Genomic DNA, 22,171 nt, shown 5'->3' on the forward strand with positions numbered 1-22,171 from the left:
GGAAAGGGCGTTCCATGAGTGCTCACTCCGTTATTTTTAGAAGAGAAAATAGAAGGAAAGCCGGTCCGACTCCTGCGGAAGAACGGATGATCAAGACCCCTGAAGCGAGGAACGAGCGAAGTGGCTTGGTCATTCGTCCGCGGAAAGCGGACCGGTGGTTCCGTTTGATTCCCGACATTGAAAATGACTGACACTAAAAAAGGAGTGCGAATCCCATGGACAGCGCAGCAGTGAACAGCGGTACCGAAAACAGCAAAAAGGCAAGCCGGATGATCGTCGTCTGCAGCGCTGTCGGCGGAGCGGGGAAGACGGCTGTGGCTGTCAACCTCGCGGCACTCCTGTCTGAACGCGGCACTCGGACGACCATTGCCGACGCCGATCTGCAATTCGGGGATGTGGCGCTCGCCTTGGACCTCGTTCCATACATCACGATCAAGGAAGCGGCAGAACAGCGCCGGATTGGTGCAATCCGCGATTTCTGCATCGATCATAAATCGGGCATCCGGGTTCTGGCAGCGCCGGTGAGACCGGAATTCGCGGAACTTGTCACTGCTGCTGATCTGCAGCAGGCGGTGGCCGGGCTCCGGGAAGAGACGGAAGCGCTGATCGTCGACACGGCGCCGGGATTAGCGGAGCACAACCTGCTCCTCCTGGAACAGGCGGACGACATTATCGTCGTCACCACCCCCGGGATGGCGGCGCTGAAAAACACCCGGCTGATGATCGAGACGCTGGCCGCGCTCGGGCTGCGGCAGAACGTACGGCTTATTGTGAATAAAACCGATGCGCCGACGTTGATGGACGTGAGCGATGTGCCGGAACTTCTGAATTTCCGTGCGAAGATTTTGCTGCCGGATGATCCGAAGCGGGTGAACTTCTCGATGGATACGGGCGTCCCGCTCGTCTTCAGCCATCCGCTTCACAGCTTTTCGCGGCAAATGCGAAAACTTGCGGACGCGTATTACCCGGCAGGAACGGCCGAAGACAAAGGCGTCTTTAACGGGCTGAAAGAAAAAATGACAGCGAAAAGGATAAGGGGCGAAAAAGATGAGTCTTTTAGCGAGGCTGCAATCGAAAAGTACGGAAGTAGCCACCACAGCTGAACCGGCGGTGCGTCAGGAACCGGTCCGGCAAGTAACCGCAGCGCCGGAGGAAACGGTCATCCCGGCCGTGCCGAAACCGGTCCGGCCGGCAGTGCCTGTTCGGAAAAAAGCGCCGGAACCGACCGATGAGTACGTCGAGCTGAAGAATCTGACCTTGAAGCATATCCTGAAAGAGCGCAAGAACGGCGATGTCGATGACATCGTCACCGAACTGGATGAGATCATCGCCGACATTCTGAAAGAAAACGATCATATTAAAGCGACAGAAAATCTCGATAAGCTGAAAGAGGAACTGACGAACGATCTGACGGGCTACGGGCCGATCAACCCGCTTTTATTGGATGAAAATGTGTCGGAAGTGATGGTCAATGGACCGAACATGGTCTATGCGGAGCGGGGCGGGAAGCTGGAACTGACGGATGTGACGTTCCGGGACAATGAACACGTGATGGCGGTGCTTGAGAAGATCGTCGCGCCGCTCGGCCGGCGGATCGATGAAAGCAGTCCGATGGTGGATGCCCGGCTGAAAGACGGCTCCCGGGTCAACGCGATCATTCCGCCGCTCGCGCTTGGCGGGCCGACAATCACCATCCGGAAGTTCTCGAAAGATCCGTTCACGATCCACGACCTTGTCCGCTTTGGCACACTGACGGAGGAAATGGCGGAGTTCATCCGGGCTTGCGTGGAAGCGAAGCTGAATATTTTCGTCAGCGGCGGTACGGGTTCGGGCAAGACGACGACACTGAACGTCCTTTCTTCTTTTATTTCCAATGAAGACCGCATCGTGACGATCGAGGATGCGGCGGAACTGCAGCTCGGCCAGGAGCATGTCGTATCGCTCGAAACGCGCCCGCCGAACATTGAAGGGAAAGGCGCCATTTCGATCCGCGACCTCGTGCGGAACTCGCTGCGGATGCGGCCGGACCGAATCGTGATCGGGGAAGTGCGGAGCGGGGAAGCGCTCGACATGCTGCAGGCGATGAACACAGGCCACGACGGCTCGCTGGCGACAGGGCATTCCAACAGCCCGCGGGATATGGTCGCGCGTCTGGAGACGATGGTGCTGATGGCCGGCATGGATTTGCCGATCCGGGCGATCCGCGAACAGATTGCCGGCGCGCTGCACGTCATCATCCAGCAGTCGCGATTGAAAGACGGGTCGCGCCGCATCACGAACATCACGGAAGTGCAAGGACTCGAAGGCGATGTCATCGTCCTGCAGGACATTTTCGTGTTCCGGCAGTCCGGGCTGGATGAGAACGGCAAGATTATCGGCAAATTGGTGCCGACGGGGATCCGTCCCCAGTTTTACGAGCGCATGGAGTATGAAGGGATTCATCTTCCGGCCTCGATTTTTGTTGAGAAGGAGTGAGCGGGATGGCGGTGATCGCATTTGCTGGGGTGTTCTCGTGCTGTTTTCTGCTGCTGCTGTTCATCAGTTCGCTGAAGGGCGCGGACGGGCCGGAGAAGGCGGAAAAAGATCCGGTGACGCTGAAGGCGCTGGCCAAGTCGGCCAACGACATGCTGAAAGGGCTGCTCGTGCGGAAGAAAAAGAAGCCGAGCAAAAAGCGGGACGGCCTGGAACAGCGGCTGAACGCGGCGGGGCTTCCGATGAAAGCGGAAGAGTTCATCGCGTTCCAAGGCATCGCCGTGCTGATTGGCGGCGGGCTGCTGTATGTGGTGACCCACCAGCTGCCGCTGTTCCTGATCGGCGGTCTGATTGGCTACTCGCTGCCGGGACTCATGCTGAAAAACAAGCAGCAAAAGCGGATCAAGCAATTCAATGAAGGCCTTCCGGCGATGATCTCATCGCTCACCGGATCGCTCCGGGCGGGGTTCAGTTTTTTGCAGGGGCTTCAGATGGTGGCGGAGGAAGCGCATTCGCCCGTGAAAGAAGAAGTGGAGTACGTGCTGAAGACGATGCAGTACGGCACGAGCCTGGAAGACGCGCTCATCGACTGGAAGAACCGGATGCCGAGCGGCGATTTGGACCTGCTGGTCGAGGCGATTCTGATCCAGCGGCAAGTGGGCGGCAACTTGGCGTACTTGCTCGATAAAATCCTGGAAACGACACGGGAGCGGATCCGTATGGAAAATCAGATCAAAACGCTGACCGCCCAGGGGAAAATGTCCGGGATGGTCATCGGGCTGCTGCCGGTCGGCGTGGGCGGGCTCATCTATGTCATCAATCCGGCTTACATCAGCGTCCTGTTCACGGATCCCATCGGCCGGATGCTGCTCATGGGCGCCGGCGTGTCGGCCGCCATCGGATTTTTCTTCATCCGCAAAATCACAACGATCGAGGTGTAACGTATGCTTCTGTTGCTCGTCAGCTTTTTCCTGTTCATCACGCTGAGCTGTTACGCGGTATTCGCGTTTCCGATGGCGAAGCGGTCCCGGACGCAGAGCCGGATCCAAAATTATTTCGCCTTAACTCCTGCGGCGGCGGACTTGCCGCCTGTCGAAGAAAAAGCGGGTTCTTTCATGGAGCGGATGGTGAAGCCGGCGTGGAAGAACGCGAAGAAAACGTATCAGAAGAAGCTGAATAAGGAAAAAGCCGACGAGCTGGAGACGCGGCTTTTACAGGCGGGGCAGCCGTTCGGGTTCAGCCCGATCGAGTTCAAGCTGTTCCAGTCGTTGCTGACGTTCCTCGGGATTCTCCTTGCGGGCGGGGCGGCGCTCCTGTTCCAGACGGGCTTTCTGAAAGGGATGCTTCTCGTGCTGCTGACGGCGGTTGGCGGTGTGGTCATCCCGAAGATGTATTTGAACAGCCTGATCGGGAAACGGAAAGTGGCGGCGCTCAAAGAACTGCCGGATATGTTGGATCTTTTGGTCATCAGTCTCGAAGCGGGCCTCGGGTTCGACGCGGCGCTGAGCAAAGTGACATCCAAGAAACAGGGCGTGCTGTCGGATGAGTTCCGCATCTGCCTGGAAGAGATCCGGCTCGGGAAAACACGGAAAGACGCGCTGAACGGCATCAACGGCCGGCTGGCGTTCGAGGAGCTGCGAGGGCTGATCACCAGCATCATCCAGGCGGAAAAGCTCGGGATCGGCATGGTGACCGTGCTGAAAGTGCAGACGGAAGACGTGCGGGAAAAACGGAAGCAGCGTGCGGAAGAAAAAGCGATGAAGGCGCCGATCAAAATGCTGTTTCCGCTCGTCCTGTTCATTTTCCCGACGCTGTTTGTCATTTTACTGAGCCCGGCGGCGATTCAGTTTATGGAAATCATGTAATACGGGAAGAGGAAAGCGGCGTTTGGGCGCCGTTTTTTGTGTGCCTGTGGCGGGGAATATTCAGAAAACGGGTGCCAGGCACCGTGAAAATATGACAAACAGCGGTAAGAAACCGGCGGGGAATCGGATGGTTCCCCCGCCGGTTTTTGATTTGTAGAGGAGCGATTTTATAGCGGGAGAGCCGATTTTTCGTTTCTAAAAAGTCGTCAAATTTGTAATCAAAAAGACATGTTTTTGAAAAAAGCGAGTTAGTTAGGTCTTTGAGCGGGTAGTGAGTTATTATACCTATCGTTTGTGTTTTTACATATTAGGTCATTTTGCGTGAGGAGGACTGTGCATGAAAAAAAGGTCAAGGAGCTTAACAAAAATTACGGCGGCAGGTGTGGGTGCGGTGCTGGCAGTAGCGGCAGTATCCCCGGCAGTTTCTGCAGATACGGTGTCGGCGGCAGCTTTCACAGATGTGCCGGACCGCTATGAGGAAGCTGTCGAATTTTTAGTGGCGAGCAATTTGGCGAGCGGACTGACGGAAACGCGGTTCGGTATCGACGAAGAGATTAAGCGGGGAGATGCCGCGGTCATTTTAGCGAAAGCCTTGGGCATCCAAGACCCGGACGCGGCTTCTTCCGGTTTTGCCGATGTCCCGGACCGGGCAGTGCTGGCGATCAATTCATTGAAACAGGCGGGAGTTGTGAACGGGAAGACAGCCGTTCATTTCGGGTTTGAAGATCCGCTGAAACGCGGGGAAGCGGCGCTGATGCTCGCCGACGCCGGCGCTTACAGTCTTGACGGCGAGCCGGAAAACTTCGGATTTTCTGACGTCAGCGACCGCTACCGTCAAGCGGTCGCCGGACTCCTGGAAGCTGGCATCACGCAAGGGGAGACACCTACGGAATTCGGGACGGATGAATTCATTACCCGAGGCGAATTCGCTTTGTTCATTTACCGGGCGGAAACGCTGAAAAGCGACGCGGAAGGATTAGCTGCGGCAGTTGAGGCGGCGGAAGAAGCACTGTCTGGGCTGGACAGCATGGAGATCCGGGAAGCGCGGGTACTCGTGGAGGCGTATGCCGATGGGGCGCAGAAGGAGCAGCTGTTGCACGCTTTAGCCGTCCAGGCCGCCTTGGTGGTCGTCCATACGGCAGAAGCTGAAAATACTTTGGAAGCGGCGCTCGCGGCGCTTGCAGATATCAGTGAAGCGTTCAGCCTAGAATCGGTGCATCCGGATGAGTATTCGCTTTATCTGGAAATGGTGGCCGGACAAGGATTCATTACGGCGGGAGAAGTGCAGGAAGCGGTGGCGGCAGCCAACCGGATCGCTGAAAAGCGGGCGGTCGCAGGGCTTGATGCGGTCGGCGCGGAAACGACGGAAGGGGAGCTGCTGGAGTTGTTGGAAGTGCTCCATAATCGTTCGCTTTACGCGTCAGGCGAATTCGGAATGGAAATCGTGGACGAGGCTCTGCTTGGCGCGTACCTTGAAGCGTTCCGGGAAGCCGATGTGGCAGCCGTCTCGGACGTGACGGCGGTCATCGCCGAAGTGAACGAGCGGAATCGAGTTACATAACGGAACAATCGATGGTATCGCGGGCTGTGGATGGTGCCTGGCACCAATTGTCGAAGTTGTATGCATAAATATGAATTTTGGTGCCAGGCACCGAGAAGGATAGGCACCGAGAAGGGTGGCACCGAGAAGGAGGAGTATAATTTTGAACCGATGGGTATCCTGCCTGTTGCCGGCCGTGCTGTCTGTTGCGATTTTTGGTATGCAGCCGGCCGCTGCTGACAGTCACACGGAAAAACGGGTAATTGTTGTTTTCGATGAAGAAGTGAGCGAAGCGGAAATGGAGGAGACGCTGGAAGACACAGGCGGTGAGGTGGAAGAGACGTATGAAGCGGTGGAAGCCGCAGCCGCGGAGGTGCCGGTCCAGGCGGTGGATGAACTGCTGGAAGATCCGGATGTCGCGTATGTGGAAGAGGATATTCTTGTGACACTCAATGCGCAGACGGTTGACTGGGGAATCGAAGCGACCGACACTCCGCGAGCTTGGCTTTCGGGATTCACCGGGAAGGGTGTGAAAGTGGCGGTCATTGATTCGGGGATCGCTCCGCACAGCGATCTTGCCATTGCGGGCGGGATATCGACTGTGGATTACACAACTTCTTATGCAGATGATCAAGGGCACGGGACGCATGTGGCGGGCATCATCGCCGCCCAAAACAATAGCATCGGTGTGAAAGGTGTAGCGTATGGCGCCGAACTGTATGCGGTCAAAGCGTTCAATCAGGACGGCGCCGCTTATTTATCCGATATTATCCAAGGAGTCGACTGGTCGATTCAGAACGACATGGATATTATTAATTTGAGCGCCGGGACACAGGCCGACTCCCTCGCTTTCAAAGCGGTTGTGGATAAAGCGTACGCGAGCGGTCTCCTTGTGGTGGCGGCAGCCGGCAATGACGGAGCGACAGACGGTTCAGGGGATACGATCGATTATCCTGCCCGTTATCCGTCTGTCATCGCGGTCGGCGCCGTGGACCGGAATTTGACCCGCGCGGTCTTTTCATCCACCGGGCCCGCCGTTGAAGTGGCTGCTCCCGGTGTCAGTATCTTAAGCACGTATACGGAAAACCGCTATGCGTACTTGAGCGGGACATCCATGGCGACTCCTTACGTCACCGGTGAACTGGCACTGCTGATGGAAGCATATCCCGAGCTGACGAACCAGGAATTGCGGTCGGTGCTCATCGGTCTGTCGAAAGATCTCGGCGCTTCAGGCAGAGATCCATTTTATGGTTATGGCCTGCCTTTGGTGACTACCTTTACTGAACCGATTGTTACAGAAGCTGAAAATCGGGCTTCATTTGTGACTGTGAGTGATAATTCACTGACCGGTTCGGTCGGTGATGTCCTGTCTGTAACGGCTTTCGCAGAGTTCGGGGACGGGACGGTCCGGAATGTGACGGCCGAAGCGGAGTGGTCGTCGGCCGACACGGCAGTCGCAACCGCGACAGATGGAGCGGTAACGCTCAAGGGGTACGGAACCACCGTGATATCGGTTACGTTTGACGGCCAGACGGCGTTTATTAATGTGACAGTGCCGGAGCCCAATCCGGTCACGGATCTCCAAGTGAATCAAACGGCGATCACCGCTCCGTTAGGGGAAGTTATTCAAGTCACCCTGACAGCCGTCTATCGGAACGGGGAAAAACGGAACGTATCAGGCGAAGCGGAGTGGCTGTCGGCCGATCCGGGCATCGCCACGGTGACCGATGGGATCGTGGGCCTGACCGGCTATGGCAGTACAACCATCATGGCGTCATTTGAAGGGCAATCAGAAGTCATCAGCGTGACAGTGCCGGAGCCGGTGCCCGAACCTGAACCTGAAGCGGATGTCGTTGATCTGGAGACGAACCGCGCGTCTGTGACAGGCGAACTGGGCGATACTATTGCCCTGACTGCCTCCGCGCTGCTTGACGACGGCACAGAAGTCAATGTCACGGAGGACGCGATCTGGACTTCAGCGAACACCGGCATCGCCACCGTTTCTGACGGCCGCATCAATTTAAGGGGCTACGGCAGCACGACGGTCACGGTTGCGCATGAAGGCGAAACCGCCTCGATCGCCGTGGATGTCCCGGAACCGGAACCGATTCCTGAACCAGCGCCGGAACCAGCGCCGGAACCGGAACTTAATCTCGTAATTGGTCTGGAACCGGCTGAAACCACTGTAACCGGTGAACCGGGAGATATTGTTCAGATAGGGGTTTCCGCACTTTTCGCGAATGGCGAGGTACAAGTGGTGACACAGGAAGCGGACTGGTCCTCAGCAGATACTTCTGTTGCGACTGCGGCTGATGGAAACATCGTACTGAAAACTGCCGGACAGACGGTGATCCGCGTATCGTATGAAGGTGAAACTGCAGCTATCGCGGTGGAGGTGACAGAATCCGGACCGGCACCTGAACCAACTCCTGTCACTATCCACTTTGAGGACGTTTCCTCATTTTATTATCCGGCTGTCGCCTATTTGGTCCAGCAGGGAATTACACAAGGTTTATCAGCAGAAGAGTTCGGTGTGAAAGAAAATATCAAGCGTGCCGATGCCGCCATCTGGCTGGCACGTGCGCTCGATCTGGATACTGAAGCTGCGCCGGCATCCGGTTTTACGGATGTGCCGGACCGGGCAGCAGGGGCAGTCAATGCGCTGAAGGCGGCCGGAATCATTAATGGCAAGACAGCGACCCAGTTCGGTTCACAAGATCCTCTTTCCCGAGGGGAAGTGGCACTGATCCTTCAGCGGGCGTATGAACTGGAGGGGGATGGAAATCCGGTTCCATTCACCGATGTGTCAGACCGCTACAGGGAAGCCGTAAATGCTTTAGTAGCGAACGGAGTCACAGATGGAATATCCGAGACGCGGTATGGCGTGTCCCAGAATATCACCCGCGGACAGCTGGCCGTTTTCCTGTATCGGCTGGCCGGAGAGTAGGATTTTAGATTCCTGTATTTGGAAGATGTTCTGGAAACTTGAGTTGACGACTGCAGTGAAACGAAGCCGCCAGGCGGGATCAGCCGATTCCGCCTGGCGGTTTTTTTAGGGTGATGTTAATAATGGGCAGAGCTGTGCGATTATTTTATTCTGAAGCGCTCGCGGTACAAAGGGAACTCGAAAGTTTTCAGTGCGTCCAATCCAGAAAGGAACACTGTTTTTATTTTGGGATGGATCCGTCATCATCGGCAGCTGTTGGGCGGAACATTTGAAACGAATTTCGGAAAACCTGTCACGAAATAACGGATTCCGGTGTCCTATTAGTGAAGACCCGCAGAGGGGGGGAGGACCGGTGATGGAGGAGGCGGCAGATTTGTCTGAAGTGACGAGCAATCTGTCAGAAGACGAGAAGTTCCGGCAGTTATTCAAACAATATTACGCGCAGGTCGTCCGGCAGGTGATGGTCATTGTGAAGGACCAGTCGGTGGCGGAAGATATCGCGCAGGACGTGTTCGTCAAGCTGTACCACACGGATCGGAGCGCGATCGGCAGTCTGCCGGGATGGCTCGCGAAAGTCGCCGCCAATACGGCCTATAACCATATCCGGTCCGAACAGCGCCACCGGGCCAGGAAAAGCAGGCAGGAGCAGGCGGAGACCGGGACAGCCGGCTCGCTGGAAGACGAGTACATGAAGGCTGAAGCGATCGATGCCGTCCGTAAGACGCTGATGCAGCTGCCGGAGCGGGACCGCGAATTACTGATGATGAAGTTTTCAGGGTACAGCTATGAGGAGATCGCGGAAAGCAAGAATGTGGAGAAGACGTCCATCGGCGCTTGGCTGGCGAGGGCGAAGAAACGGTTCAGGAAAATCCATAAGGCGGAAAGGACAGAGGCGGAATGACTTGTCTTGATATCGGTACGCTGCAGGCTTATTTGGACGGGGAAGTCAGCCGCGATGAGAAAAAACGGATCATGCGGCATTTGGAACACTGCCGTACCTGCCGGAACGAAATCGCCGAACTGCAGAGTCTCCAGGCCTTTTTCGAACGGACATTGGCGGCGGATGAGCCGGCGGTCGACACGGAGCAGGCGTGGACGAAATTCGAAAAGCGGCTGCAGGGCACCGGCACCGGTCAGCCGCTGGTGAATAAAGAACAGAAAGCAAGGAAAGGATGGAGTGAATTGCAAACGAAGACGAAACGCCTCATCGCATCAGGCGTCGCGGCGGCCGCGATTGTCAGCTCGTTCGCGATCCCGCAGGTGCAGGTCGGCGCAAGCCAGTTTTTATCGCTGTTCCGGGTGGATCAGTTCGAGATGGTGCAGCTGACGCAGAACGACCTGGAGGATATCGAACAGTGGGTCAGTGAAAACGAAGCGGGTGAACTCGACCTGAAAGGCATCGGCAAGCTGGAACGCACCGGCGCGTCAGGTGAGCCGCAGCAGTTCCAGACAGCTGAAGAAGCCGCGGCGGCCGGCTATTCCGTGCCGCAGCTGGAAGGGTTCGAGACCGCAGGCGTCCATGTCCTGCCGGCGCAGACCATCACGTTCACTTTGAATATCGAAAAAGCGAACCAGCTGCTCGCACAGCTCGGCTCCGATGAACAGTTCAATCCGCTGCTGGACGGCAAGCCGTTTTCCGTGGCGGTGCCGGACGCTGTGAGCGTGAACTACGTGACGGACGGTCAGCCGATCACTTACGTGAAGACCGAGTCGCCTGAGATCACTGTGCCGGAAGGCGTGTCCGTCGCCGAACTGCGGGATACATTGCTGTCGCTTCCGTTCATTCCGGAAAACGTGAAGACGCAGCTGGCGGGCATCACGGATTTTGAAACGACACTGCCGGTCCCGCAAGTGAATTCGGAAGAAGCCGATGTGAATGAAATCAGTGTCGGCGGCGCGGAAGGGTTCAATGTGGAAAGCGACGGGGAATCGTTCGTCGTGTGGCAGGCGGACAGCAACATCCACATGGTCGTTTCCGAAGACGGAATGGGCTTGCAGGACTTGATCCGTGTGGGTGAGCAGATCAATCAATAACTGATGGAAGTTCAGGGTGCTCCGGCGCCCTGGACTTTTCACGATGGGACGGGAGGAAGACGATGAACGTCATCGAGACGGACGCACTGACGAAAACATATAACGGCAAAGGCGGCATATCCGATGTGTCGCTGTCCATAGGAGAAGGGACGATCTACGGGTTCCTCGGACCGAACGGCTCCGGGAAGAGCACGTTCGTCCGCACGATGCTCGGCCTGCTGAAACCGACGAGCGGCAGGGGGTTTATTCTCGGTGAACCGATCGGCACGATCAGATCGCGGGAGCAGGTCGGCTATTTGCCGGAACTGTTCCGCTATCCCGACTGGCTGACGGGCAGACAGCTGCTGGAGAGCCATGCGGAGCTGTGCAGAATCCCGGTCCGGGAGCGCCGGAAACGGATCGATGAAGTCGTGGACCTCGTCGGCATGACGGGACGCGACGGCGGCCGGATCAGCGGGTTCTCGAAAGGGATGTCCCAGCGGATCGGCCTCGCCTGCGCGATCCTGAACGATCCGAAAGTCGTGTTTCTCGATGAGCCGACGTCCGCCCTCGACCCGATCGGCCGCAAAGACGTCCGGGATCTCATGCTGTATTTGCGGGACCGCGGCAAAACCGTGTTCTTGAACAGTCATTTATTGCATGAAGTGGAGTCTGTGTGCGACCACGTGTCGATCGTCCACGAAGGCGACATGATCGTGCAGGGGCTGTGGCGGGACTTGATGCAGATCGAAGCGCAGGTCGAAGTCGTCACCGATCACCCGGCGGACGTGCCGTGGCCGCCGTGCGTGACCCATGTCCGGAAAATAAAACAGGAAGGCCCGCGCATGCGGTGGCTCGTCCAGTTTGAAAGAGAGTCCGACGTGCCGGAAATGATCCATGGCCTGTCGTCGGCGCGCATCGCGGTCTATGAAGTGAAGCCGATCATCCCGCACTTGGAGGATGTGTTCCTGCACTGGGTGAACCGGAAGAAGGAGAGCGCGTATGTGGGCGATCAGTAAACTGACACTGAAAGAAATCATCTCGAAACGCATTTTCCTGATTACGGTCATCATGACGGTCGTGTTCCTCGCCTTGTACGCCACCGCAATCTACTTCGTCAGCCGGGAAGCCCCGCCCGTGGAACCGGGCGCGGGGCAGGGGGCGGAAATCGTGCTGCTTCAGCAGTTCGTCTCGTCGCAGCTATTGGGTGCCGGCCTTTATTTCTCTTCGTTCATCGCGGCGCTCCTGGCGATCCTGTCGAGCGTCAGCGCGATTTCCGGCGAAGTGGCGAGCCATCAGATCGACACCTGGCTCATGCGGCCGATTTCGAGGACCCAGTTCGTGCTCGGGAAGTTCGCCGGGCTGGCGGTGCTGCTTGTCGCCTATGTCATCGCGCTATTTTTCGGCATCGTCCTCATCCACCAAGGGTTCGGCGCCGACTGGATGGCGCTCGATTTCGGGGCGCAGCAGCTGATCGGTGCCGCGAGCGTGTTCGCGCTGCAGCCGTTCGTGCTGATCGCGTTCGGCTTGCTGCTGAGCACGCGGATGACGACGCTGAACGCGGGGATCGTCTCGATCATGCTGTACGGAGCGGCCTTCATCGGCGGCTTCATCGAGCAGTTCGGCGCGGTGCTTGAAAAGACCGCGCTCATCAACATCGGCATCGTCATGAGCCTCATCTATCCCGTCGATTCCATTTACCGAAAAATGACGGTGCTGCTGTTCAACACGGACAGCAGCCCGCTCGCCATCGCGCAGGGCGGCCTGTTCACGAGCATTTCGAGCCCGAGCAACGCGCTCATCGTATACGCGCTGCTGTACGGGGCGGGGATGCTGTGGTTTGCGGTGTACAGTTTCCGGAAGCGGGATGTGTAGGGTCCGGGGCGGGAAGCGGTTCTGAAAAAAGCGTGATGTAAGCGCAGAACCAGTATTTAATCCGGTACGATATGAAAACAGTTTTCCCGGCGCGGCCGCTCGGCTCCGTCGGGAGAATTTTTTTATTTAAGTAATTTGTATAGTCTGAACTGGTACAATTAAATTTAATACAGGCAGCCTAAAGAATGGAGGGCGTGAAAATCGGATTAAGATACGATGGCCAGGCAGTGGCGATGTTTTTGCTGATCATTCTTCTTTTGGTGGGTGGAGTCGGCTATTTATATGAATTGGAGCAGGAACGGCAATATGATGAGATGCTGATCAAGTCTTATGTCCGTCAAATCCATCGCGCTTCTTCAAGTCTGGAAAACGCATTGAGCGAACAGGAGGCTTCAGACGCAGACTGGATAGGAATTGCAGAGACAGCACTGGGAATCGCCGAATTCAGCGCTTTGCATCTGACTTCACATAGCGGTGAATACGCAGATGGATTTGGCCAAGACCTTTACCCCTCTGTTCCTATAGAACTGGAAAGACTATTAACCGCCGCTGAGGATGATGGATGGAATCGGGCAGAACTTGAAAAAGTGTCAGCTGTTTTTTCGGTTTATGCCTTTCAGATTAAAGCAGAAACAATCGCGGAACCCGAGGACTATTTGAAGACATACCGCAACATTCATCAGACCGTACATGATGAACGGATATTGGAAGGAGAAGAAGACCTTCACTTGTTCAGGATGGTTCCTTAACTGCGTTAAAAGCAAAATATGCAGCCAGTCGGGATTTTGCGTGTCACTATATCAGGCACGATTTTTTAGAACACGTGACACAGGCACAAAACAGAGTTCAATCCGGTTTCCGGACGGATTTGCTGAATCCGCCGGAGACCCTTTTTTTATTTCTTCAGATCAGCGGGGAGTCCGGCACTGACGGAAATCTGTCGGAGGGAAGGGGTTTGGGCAGCGCAATGATAGATTGATATAACAACCTCTTTTTCCTTATTAAGGAAGAGAAGGTTTTTGTGGCAGCTGAAACGAAGGCGGCAGCCGGCATGGCCAAGGAGTTTTTGCAGGAAGGACGGGAGAATTTTATGGTGTCGCAGAAAATAAGCGGTTTTTTTGAAAGGCGAGGAAATCCCTTTCGCACAAGGGTTTTTTGCCAATAAATTGGGAGATAAGTTCTCTTGGAATAATTATTAAAATTTTCTAAAAACTATATTGACTCCTTTTGTTGGAAGCGGTTACAATTAAACCGTTGTTTTCTTTATTTTCGTAAAAAAGGGGGCGTGCCGGCGGTTGAGTGATGGCATACGGGGTGAGTTGAAAAAGTTGTGGAGAACGGATGGACACGGAGATCAGAAAGGAAGGAAGGGATTCAATGAACGCTTATAAAAAAGAGGTTCGGTTCACCATCGGAATGACAGCGGCCTTCATCCTCGTGGGAAACATGGGGCTGATTTTCTCCATTTTCCCAGTTGATGCGATGCTATTCGGGTTCCCTGTCATGTATATCATCCCGATTTTGATGGGCTGGTTCGGTGTTTTCTTTTTAACGATTGTGGCAGGGAAGATCGGCAATAAAATCGATGACGAGATCGAACGGGAGAACGAACTGCTCAACAGCATTCCGGAACCGGCACCGATCGGCACACCGGATCCGGTTGCACCAGTCATTACTGCCAGCAAAAAAGTGGGAGGGGTATAACAAATGAACGATGGAAACTGGCAGTTATCTAACCCGGTTCTCGGTCTGGTCGTCGTTGGACTGACGTTCCTGTTGTTTTATGTCGTCGGATTTTTGGCCAACCGGAAAAGTTCTTCTGCAAAAGACCTATATGTCGGCGGTGCGAATGTAGGAGCGGTCACGAACGGGCTTGCAATGGCGGCTACATACATGAGTTTGGCTACATTTTTAGGGATTACCGCACTGATTCTGCAATTGCAGGTGCCTTTCATTCTTTTATGGATCCAGCTGATTCTGGCGATTCCGCTTATCACGATCATCTACGGCACAAGCCTTCGCCGGATGGGCGCATTCTCGCCGACGCATTTCATCCGTGACCGTTACGGGGTTACGGCGTCCATCATCGCCGCACTGTTCATGATTCTGGTTTCCATCATGTACGCGCTCGGTCAGATGATCGGGATCGCAGTTACATTCGAAACGCTCCTCGGCATCCCTTACATGACCGGCCTGATCGTCGGCGGTCTGCTCATCGTCGGCTACATCACAATCGGCGGCATGGCGGGCGCGACGAAGAACGCAGCGATCCAAATGTTCATCATGGCGCTCATGTTCATCGTCCCGCTGGCAGCGATCATGAAAGCTGTTGGCGGTACCGGCTGGTTCTTCCCGCCGCTGTTCTACGCGGACATGGTTCCGGCGATGCTGGAATCCGTTCCGACGTTCTTTGATTACCAGTTTTCGCCGAAATGGTATTTCTCGATCATCCCGGCGCTCACGATCGGCGCACTCGGCCTGCCGCACTTGGCGATGCGGGTTTACACAGCATCCAGCCTGAAGAGCGCGCGGTCGGCGATGGTCTGGTTCGCCTTCATTCTCGGTCTGGTGTTCTCGGCGACTTACGCCATGGGATTCGTCGGGGTTTTCGCGACAGCTACGCAAGGACTGACGGTTTCTGCAGCTGACGCCGATAAACTGACGATCATCCTGAACCTTGTCTACAATCCGGAATGGGTGACGGCCCTGGTTATTGCGGGCGCAATTTCCGCCGGTCTTTCCACACTCAGCGGCAACTTGCTCGCAATCGGCGCGCTGCTGTCCCAAGACATCGTGTCCACCTTGAAACCGAACATTTCGCAGAAAGCGAGCCTCCGCCTGGGGTACACTGCCATTTTCTTCGGCGGTGTGGCGAGCATCCTTCTCGCGATCGATCCGCCGGCGTTCCTCGTCGTCAGTATTTTGTGGGCATTCGGCCTTGCCGGTGTGACGAACGCACCGCTGATCATCGTCGGTGTCTGGTGGAAGGAAGCGAATAAATTCGGGGCGATCGCCGCGGCAGTGGTAGGCGGCATCCTCTATATCGTCGTTTCGCCGTTCGTCTTCCCGAGCATTGTCCTGACAGGGCACTCTCTGACTGACGGCCTCGGCCTTTCAGGCGCGATGCTCGCCGTACCGGTCAGCTTCATCCTGCTGATTGTCGTCTCGTACATCACGAACCGTATCCCGTCGCTGTCAAACCGGCTTACGACGCAGGCGGACACGGAACTTGTTGAACGGATCCACGGCTGGACGGACGTTCAGCCATACCGCTACAGCAGTAAAGTCGGAGCGGGCATCACCGTCATCGCCTGTGTCGCTGTCGCTGTCTGGGCACTGATGCCCTGGAACATGTAATAAAAGAAAGGGAGATCAAAATGGTGGGGAAAATGATCACGCTCCAAGAACAGTCTTTCCAGGCATTCTTTGACTCTCCGCACGCGAAGCGGCTGAGCCGGCTGGTCCTCCTCCTCGTCGGAGTAGGGTATGGCGCCATTTCCATTGCGTCGAATGCCGACTATATCAGCAGCTTCGAGTCGGCGCTGCTCCGGAATGCGCTGGTCCCGCTTATTTTCCTCCTTTTCGGCGTACTGACCGCCTGGCTGACAAAGCTGGGCTTTTCGCTCCTGCTCTGGGCAGGCGCGAAAAGCATCGGAGGGAAAGGGCTTCTCCGGCAGATCAGTCTCGCGGTGCCGGTCGTCCTCATACCGGGGCTTCTCGCTGTTCCGTTCCTGACCGGTTCAGGTTTCGGAAGTCCGGTGTACTTGCCGCTGCTTGCAGTCGGACTGCTGTGGATGTATCTCATCAGTGCGAGAGTGGTCCAGGCAGTGGAAGGATTCACCGGAAAAAAAGCGTATATCGCTGCATCGCTGGCGCTCATTTTTCTGGCGAGTGTCTACTATCTGGTCGTTCCGAGCTGAGTTGTGCCCCTGTATCGGAAGCGATTCCATGAAAAGTATGACCCAGATGCGGAAATGATTCTAAATGATTATGGAATAAAAAGAAATGCGCCACGTGAAATCCATTGATTTCACGTGGCGCATTTTGCATGTATTCAGGAACTTGCAGTCCTCAGAATGGTGCCTGGCACCGGGGGCGCTTAAGCAGTTCCTTCATCTTCTGCGATCACTTGCTGCAGCGCCTGGACGAACAGTTCGGTCGGCTGCGCGCCGGTGAGCGCATATTTTTTATTGATCAGGTAATACGGGACGCCGGTGACCCCGACTTGCTGCGCTTCCCGTTCATCCGCGCGGACTTCCTCGGCCATTTCGCCGCTGACCAGCATTTCTTTGACTTCGTCGCGGTCGAGTCCGACTTCTGCGGCGAGGTCCGTCAGCGTCTCGTAATCGCCGATGTGCTTGGATTCGGTGAAGTACGCATGAAGGATCCGTTCGGTCATCTCTTTCATCAGCCCGTGCTTTTTCGCATACATGGCGAGGCGGTGGGCGTCGAATGTATTGGTCTGGATCAGCGTATCCATCCGGTAATCAAGCCCGGTGTCCTTCGCCATCTGGACCATGTTCTGTGTATTAGCTTTCGCCTGCTCGATGCTCATGCCGTACTTCTTGGCCAGTTTTTCGTAGACGTTCTCTTTGACGTCCCGAGCCATCGTCGGGTCGAGTTCAAAACTTCTGTACGTTACGTCAATAGGATGGTCGATCTTCTGAATGGCGTCTTCCAGACGCCGTTTGCCGATATAGCAAAACGGTCAAGCGAAGTCTGTCCACATTTCAATCTGCATGGGTATCCCTCCAATTGTGTAGTCATCTTTCAGGATAGAGGAAAAATATAGCTTTTTCACGTGAGGCGAACTGGGCGTGGTAATTATCTGCGGTGCCTGGCACCGCAGATAATTACTATTAACCGAACATCCTCGTTTAATGCAAATCGGAAAGGGAATGATATAAATGTATTTCATGAAGACAGAGGAGGATCTTCAGGATGAGGCACAATATCGGAACGATCAATTCCATGGTCCGCATTGCCGGTGGTTTGACGATTCTTTCCTGGTGCACAGCCAAGATGGCCCGGGAGAAGCCCTCAGGTTCGGATATCTTCATGACGGTGATGGCAGCACAGAAAGTCGCGGAAGGCATCACGCGCTATTGTCCGATGACAGAAGCTTTCGGTTTAGAGAAGTCGGAGCATACGACCCGGTGACGAACCAAGCTTACTGACTGACAAGGGTAACTCGGTTTCCGTGGACACATACTGCTAACAGCTTTGGGGAATCAGAAGGAGGCATCCATCATGAAAGTCAGCGAGATTATGACAACGAATGTGGAAACGTGCTCACCTGATACGCAGATCCAGGAAGTGGCCAGCATGATGACGGAACTCGATGTCGGATCGATTCCGATTACGGAAGATGGACGGCTGGTCGGCATTTTGACAGACCGGGATATTGTGACAAGAGGGATTGCAAGTCAGTTTTCTCTCGATACGCCGGTCAGGCAGATCCTCTCTGATAATATGGTGACGAGCTGGCCGGATATGGATGTTGAAGAAGCATCGCAACTGATGGCTGAAGCGCAAGTGCGCCGGCTGCCGATCGTCGAGAATGATAAAGTGGTCGGTATCGTGGCGCTTGGAGATGTGGCCGTGAAGGATCCGAAAGATGAAGATGCTTCGAAAGCGATCGAGGAAATTTCGAGACCGGCGAAGCCGGCAGAGTGATGTTCTCTTATTGAGAACGCTCAGTGTGCTAATGATAAATGCGAATAAGACTGCCGCAGCAGGAATTATGAAGGTTCTCGCTGCGGCTTTTGTGTGCCGGAAGAAGGAGGATTAGAAAACGTGCCTAAAGCGTGCCTGGCACCAATTGTCGGAGTTGTATACACAATGAGAATTTTGGTGCCAGGCACCAATTTTCTGACACTAATTTTCAAAAGCTTGTGGTTGTCTGAATAGATAATATATACTGAATTTTAAGGAGAAGTAAGCGCTTGCAAATTTTAGAAGAAGCGCTATTTTAAAGCGGTGAAAATACCGGCCGGACGGACCGCATATAAACCGCATGATTAACTGGCAGGAGGAATTTGTGATGGAAAAACAGTTTGAAGGAAGAACGGCACTGGTGACCGGCGGCAGCCGGGGAATCGGTTTCAAGATTGCGGAGCGCTTCGCGAGCGAAGGGGCAAATGTCGCGATCCTCGATGTGAACGAAGAAGCACTGGATAAAGCGGAAAAGTCATTGGCGGAACAAGGTTATTCCATCTACATAAAGCACGCGAGCGTCACGGAACGGGACGAGGTTGAACAGGCGATCCAGGAAATCGCCGGCCGGTTCGGTTCACTCGACATTCTCGTTAACAACGCCGGGGTCATCCGCGATAACATGCTGTTCAAAATGACGGACGAGGATTGGATGACGGTCATGGACGTTCATCTGAAAGGTGCGTTCTATGCGTCGCGCGCGGCGCAGCACTACATGACGAAACAGAAGTATGGCCGCATCATCAACATTTCGTCGACATCGGCGCTCGGCAACCGCGGGCAATCGAATTATGCGACAGCGAAAGCGGGTCTCCAGGGACTTACCAAGACGCTCGCCATCGAACTCGGCAAATTCGGCATCACGGCGAATGCGGTGGCTCCCGGGTTTATTGAAACGGACATGACGAAAGCGACGGCGGAGCGTATCGGGATTTCTTTCGAGGAACTGGTCAGCGCCAGCGTTTCGCAGATTCCGGTCGGCAGAAGCGGCAAGCCGGAGGATATCGCCAACGCGGTCGCGTTTTTCGCGGACGAGCGGTCTTCGTTCGTCAGCGGCCAAGTGTTATACGTTGCAGGCGGGCCGAGAGGCTAATAAAGGAGGCGGGAGCCATGCTGAAAGACAGCATCGGGAAACGGTCGGAAAAAGTGAGGAATACCATCGAGCGGGGCGCTGTACGGAAGTTTGCGGAAGCGATCGGCGACCCGGCCCCCATTTTTATTGATGAAGCGGCAGGGGCGGAGTCGGTGTACAAGCGCAACATCGCGCCGCCGACGTTTCCGGTGACGTTCGACGCCGGCGTCATCCCGGAATTGGATCTGCCGTCGAAGGGGCTGATCCACGGCGAGCAGATTTATACATATGTGCGTCCGCTCTTGGTCGGGGAGACGGTGTACTGCTGGATGGAAGTGAAGGATTATTACGAGCGCAGCGGGAAGATGGGCAGGATGGGTTTCCTCGTGATGACGAAGTACGGGGAGAACGCCAATGGGGAGCTGCTGTTCACAGAAGAGCGGATCGTCATTATCAGCGAAGCGGTGCGGAAGGGGATGGGCGCATGATTGGAATCAAGGAATTGCGCGCAGGTGATTCACTCCCGGAAGTGCGTCTGAATCCGGTAACGCGGCTTGATCTGATTAAGTACGCTGGTGCATCCGGTGATTTTAATCCGATCCACACGATTGATGCGGAAGCGGAACAGGCGGGCCTGCCAGGCATCATCGCACATGGTATGTGGACGATGGGCAATCTGGCGAAGCTGTTCACGCCATACCTGGAACAGGGCTTCATCCGGGAGTACGCGATCCGCTTCAGAGGGATGGTGTTCCTAGGGGATGTGGTGACGCTGAAGGCGGTGCTGAAGGATTTGCAGGATCAGGAGCTGACGTTTGAAGTGGCGGCGGTCAACCACGATGGCCAGGATGTGCTGAAAGGCAGCGTGGTGTTCTCAGCGGAACTGCCTGACTTGTAAATAGAGGTACCGAAAGGCCGGTGTGAGGAGCGAGGAAGTTTGGATAGAAGGGGAGCGGGGTAGATGCCGCTCCTCTTTTTTTGTGCGCGGTGTCACTTGTTTGCGGTGCCTGGCACCAATTTTCAGAAAATTGGTGCCAGGCACCGCAAACTTTTGCTATAATTCAGAAAAAAGGAAGGCGGGGGAAGTGAGTGATCATTAAGCACGTCGAAGTGGAAGGGATTCCGAAACTGGCTTGGCTGTTGGAATTGGACACGGACAAGCCTGAGCTGACGCTTCATCACGGCTCGTGGGTCGAAGCGGATGAGGCGTTTTTTGTGGAAGGCGCATGGGAAGGGGACTTTGCCGAAAAGGGGATCCGCCGGGCTCATACGCTGATGGGAAGCGGCGGGATTGTGGAAGACGGAAATTTGTTTATCTGCTGCCCCGCCCACACGTCGGAGGGGCTGTTCTCGATCCAAAAAAACAGCCGGCTTTATTTTTCGAATTCGATCCCGTTCCTTTTGACGGGGGCGGATGAGAAGCTCGATATCAACTATGCGGACTATGAACGGGATATGCTGAGCATCTCGGAAGGGCTGTCCCGGTATAAGCGCACCATTCCGACGGAAACAGGCGCACCGATCCATCTTCACTACTTCTGCAACTTGAAAGTGGCCATGGACGGAACCATTGAGGCCGTCGACAAGGAGACGGTCCCGCCGTTCCGCGATTTTGACGATTATCACCGGTTCTTGACGTCCACCCTCGGGAAAATAAACGACAATGCGCAGCACAAGTTGCGGAAAGTGCGGTACGAGCCGATCGTCTTCACGTCGAACGGCTACGATTCGACCCTTTGCGCCGCACTCGGCAAAGACATCGGCTGCAGGACGGCGGTCGTCTACGAAAGCAAGAAAAGTTATAAGGAAGACACGGGCAAACCGATCGTGGAGGCGCTCGGGTACGAGACGATCATCGAGCGGGAGGAACTCGATTACCGGCACCACGACGCCGACCATGAATTCGTCGCGGCCGGTGAACTCGGCACGTCCATCTTTTTTGCATCGGCGGAACAGGAACTGGAAGGGAAATTCCTGCTGAGCGGCCAGCACGGCGGGAAAGTGTGGGGACTGAAACTAGCATCGAACGATGACTTGAAACGCTCCTTCTTTCCCGATATCGCCAAGAAGGAATTCAGGCTGCGGGTCGGGTTCCTCAATATCCTCATCCCATTTTTCGGCGTGATGAACCACCGCAGCATCTTCGCCATCAGCCAGTCGGAAGAAATGCTGCCATGGAAGCTCGGCACGAACTATGACCGGCCGATTCCGCGGCGGATCGTCGAACAGAAAGGGGTGCCGCGGGAACTGTTCGGCATCACGAAATCAGGCGGAGCCGGCAGCAGTCTCCGGTTCGCGGGGCTGGGCTACTTGAAAAAAGTGATGTCGCCCGGCAGTTTCGAGGAGTTTTCGGCGTTTTATATACAGAACTGGTCCCGAAGAAAATTCATGCCCGGGCGCCATATCCGGTACTTGCTCTACTGCGGGGATATTTTCCTGACGATGCGCAACATAACGGTCCTGGAGAAGATGTTCAAGATTTCCGGCTGGGATAAAGCCTATAAATGCAGTCCGTGGGCCCCTTCCTACTTGTTCTTATGGAGCACGGAAAAACTGAAGGCGGTATACGGAGCGGGACTGGCAGAAACGGGCGTCTCATCGGAACCGGCATTTAAACGTTCCGGAGCCGACGCCGATAAAAGAGATACAGCAGCAGGCTGATGTGTCCCTGT

The 22,171-nt window shown here is 55.3% G+C and carries 21 protein-coding genes; 20 read left to right on the forward strand and 1 reads right to left on the reverse strand.

What is annotated here, in order from left to right; genetic code table 11:
* Positions 1-215 precede the first annotated feature (215 nt).
* The 14 genes from CCE92_RS08600 (at position 216) to CCE92_RS08665 (ending at position 16,632) form a co-directional block, all read left to right on the forward strand.
* A complete protein-coding gene (locus CCE92_RS08600) occupies positions 216-1,103 on the forward strand; it encodes a CpaE/TadZ family protein (protein WP_088007108.1) in 888 nt (295 codons plus the stop codon).
* Complete coding sequence (locus CCE92_RS08605; RefSeq protein WP_088007109.1) at positions 1,048-2,475, forward strand: TadA family conjugal transfer-associated ATPase; 1,428 nt, start codon at positions 1,048-1,050, stop codon at positions 2,473-2,475. The genes CCE92_RS08600 and CCE92_RS08605 overlap by 56 nt, the downstream gene beginning before the upstream one ends.
* A 5-nt stretch (positions 2,476-2,480) precedes the next feature.
* On the forward strand, positions 2,481-3,413 hold the full coding sequence (locus CCE92_RS08610) for a type II secretion system F family protein (protein WP_088007110.1): 933 nt from the start codon (positions 2,481-2,483) through the stop codon (positions 3,411-3,413).
* Positions 3,414-3,416: 3 nt separating this feature from the next.
* Positions 3,417-4,337 carry a type II secretion system F family protein gene (locus CCE92_RS08615; protein ID WP_175578084.1) on the forward strand — a complete coding sequence of 307 codons (921 nt, stop codon included), beginning with the start codon at positions 3,417-3,419 and terminating at the stop codon, positions 4,335-4,337.
* A 337-nt stretch (positions 4,338-4,674) separates the two neighbouring features.
* Entirely contained in the window at positions 4,675-5,898 is a 1,224-nt protein-coding gene (locus CCE92_RS08620) for an S-layer homology domain-containing protein (RefSeq protein ID WP_088007111.1), read from the forward strand.
* A gap of 142 nt (positions 5,899-6,040) precedes the next feature.
* Positions 6,041-8,824, forward strand: a complete 2,784-nt coding sequence (locus tag CCE92_RS08625) for a S8 family peptidase (protein WP_144390995.1) — start codon at positions 6,041-6,043, stop codon at positions 8,822-8,824.
* Positions 8,825-9,179: 355 nt separating this feature from the next.
* On the forward strand, positions 9,180-9,725 hold the full coding sequence (locus tag CCE92_RS08630; protein ID WP_088007113.1) for an RNA polymerase sigma factor SigX: 546 nt from the start codon (positions 9,180-9,182) through the stop codon (positions 9,723-9,725).
* Positions 9,722-10,858 carry an anti-sigma factor family protein gene (locus CCE92_RS08635; RefSeq protein WP_088007114.1) on the forward strand — a complete coding sequence of 379 codons (1,137 nt, stop codon included), beginning with the start codon at positions 9,722-9,724 and terminating at the stop codon, positions 10,856-10,858. Before CCE92_RS08630 ends, CCE92_RS08635 begins: the two co-directional genes overlap by 4 nt.
* A gap of 62 nt (positions 10,859-10,920) precedes the next feature.
* Positions 10,921-11,856: an ABC transporter ATP-binding protein gene (locus CCE92_RS08640; protein WP_088007115.1), complete on the forward strand. Its 936-nt coding sequence runs from the start codon at positions 10,921-10,923 to the stop codon at positions 11,854-11,856.
* Positions 11,840-12,712, forward strand: coding sequence for an ABC transporter permease subunit (locus tag CCE92_RS08645; RefSeq protein ID WP_088007116.1), 873 nt, complete (start codon positions 11,840-11,842; stop codon positions 12,710-12,712). Before CCE92_RS08640 ends, CCE92_RS08645 begins: the two co-directional genes overlap by 17 nt.
* A 185-nt stretch (positions 12,713-12,897) precedes the next feature.
* A complete protein-coding gene (locus CCE92_RS08650; protein ID WP_088007117.1) occupies positions 12,898-13,461 on the forward strand; it encodes a hypothetical protein in 564 nt (187 codons plus the stop codon).
* Between the two features lie 628 nt (positions 13,462-14,089).
* On the forward strand, positions 14,090-14,416 hold the full coding sequence (locus tag CCE92_RS08655) for a hypothetical protein (RefSeq protein WP_241535939.1): 327 nt from the start codon (positions 14,090-14,092) through the stop codon (positions 14,414-14,416).
* A gap of 3 nt (positions 14,417-14,419) precedes the next feature.
* Positions 14,420-16,069, forward strand: a complete 1,650-nt coding sequence (locus tag CCE92_RS08660; protein ID WP_088007118.1) for a solute symporter family protein — start codon at positions 14,420-14,422, stop codon at positions 16,067-16,069.
* 20 nt (positions 16,070-16,089) lie between these two features.
* Positions 16,090-16,632, forward strand: a complete 543-nt coding sequence (locus CCE92_RS08665) for a hypothetical protein (protein WP_088007119.1) — start codon at positions 16,090-16,092, stop codon at positions 16,630-16,632.
* Positions 16,633-16,811: 179 nt separating this feature from the next.
* Here CCE92_RS08665 and CCE92_RS08670 read toward each other — a convergent pair whose 3' ends face one another.
* Positions 16,812-17,408: a DsbA family oxidoreductase gene (locus CCE92_RS08670; protein ID WP_088007120.1), complete on the reverse strand. Its 597-nt coding sequence runs from the start codon at positions 17,406-17,408 to the stop codon at positions 16,812-16,814.
* A gap of 245 nt (positions 17,409-17,653) precedes the next feature.
* Here CCE92_RS08670 and CCE92_RS08675 point away from each other — a divergent pair, with 245 nt between their 5' ends.
* The 6 genes from CCE92_RS08675 to CCE92_RS08700 all read left to right on the forward strand — a co-directional run bounded on the left by CCE92_RS08675 (position 17,654) and on the right by CCE92_RS08700 (position 22,160).
* A complete protein-coding gene (locus CCE92_RS08675; RefSeq protein WP_088007121.1) occupies positions 17,654-17,872 on the forward strand; it encodes a YgaP family membrane protein in 219 nt (72 codons plus the stop codon).
* A 90-nt stretch (positions 17,873-17,962) separates the two neighbouring features.
* Complete coding sequence (locus CCE92_RS08680; RefSeq protein WP_088007122.1) at positions 17,963-18,388, forward strand: CBS domain-containing protein; 426 nt, start codon at positions 17,963-17,965, stop codon at positions 18,386-18,388.
* A gap of 367 nt (positions 18,389-18,755) precedes the next feature.
* Complete coding sequence (locus tag CCE92_RS08685) at positions 18,756-19,520, forward strand: SDR family oxidoreductase (protein WP_088007123.1); 765 nt, start codon at positions 18,756-18,758, stop codon at positions 19,518-19,520.
* A 17-nt stretch (positions 19,521-19,537) separates the two neighbouring features.
* On the forward strand, positions 19,538-19,987 hold the full coding sequence (locus CCE92_RS08690) for a MaoC family dehydratase N-terminal domain-containing protein (RefSeq protein WP_088007124.1): 450 nt from the start codon (positions 19,538-19,540) through the stop codon (positions 19,985-19,987).
* Positions 19,984-20,397: a MaoC/PaaZ C-terminal domain-containing protein gene (locus tag CCE92_RS08695; RefSeq protein ID WP_088007125.1), complete on the forward strand. Its 414-nt coding sequence runs from the start codon at positions 19,984-19,986 to the stop codon at positions 20,395-20,397. Before CCE92_RS08690 ends, CCE92_RS08695 begins: the two co-directional genes overlap by 4 nt.
* Positions 20,398-20,588: 191 nt before the next feature.
* Positions 20,589-22,160: a hypothetical protein gene (locus CCE92_RS08700; RefSeq protein WP_088007126.1), complete on the forward strand. Its 1,572-nt coding sequence runs from the start codon at positions 20,589-20,591 to the stop codon at positions 22,158-22,160.
* The last annotated feature ends 11 nt before the right edge of the window (positions 22,161-22,171 follow it).

The sequence above is a fragment of the Indiicoccus explosivorum genome (assembly GCF_002167005.1).
Classification (GTDB): domain Bacteria; phylum Bacillota; class Bacilli; order Bacillales_A; family Planococcaceae; genus Indiicoccus; species Indiicoccus explosivorum.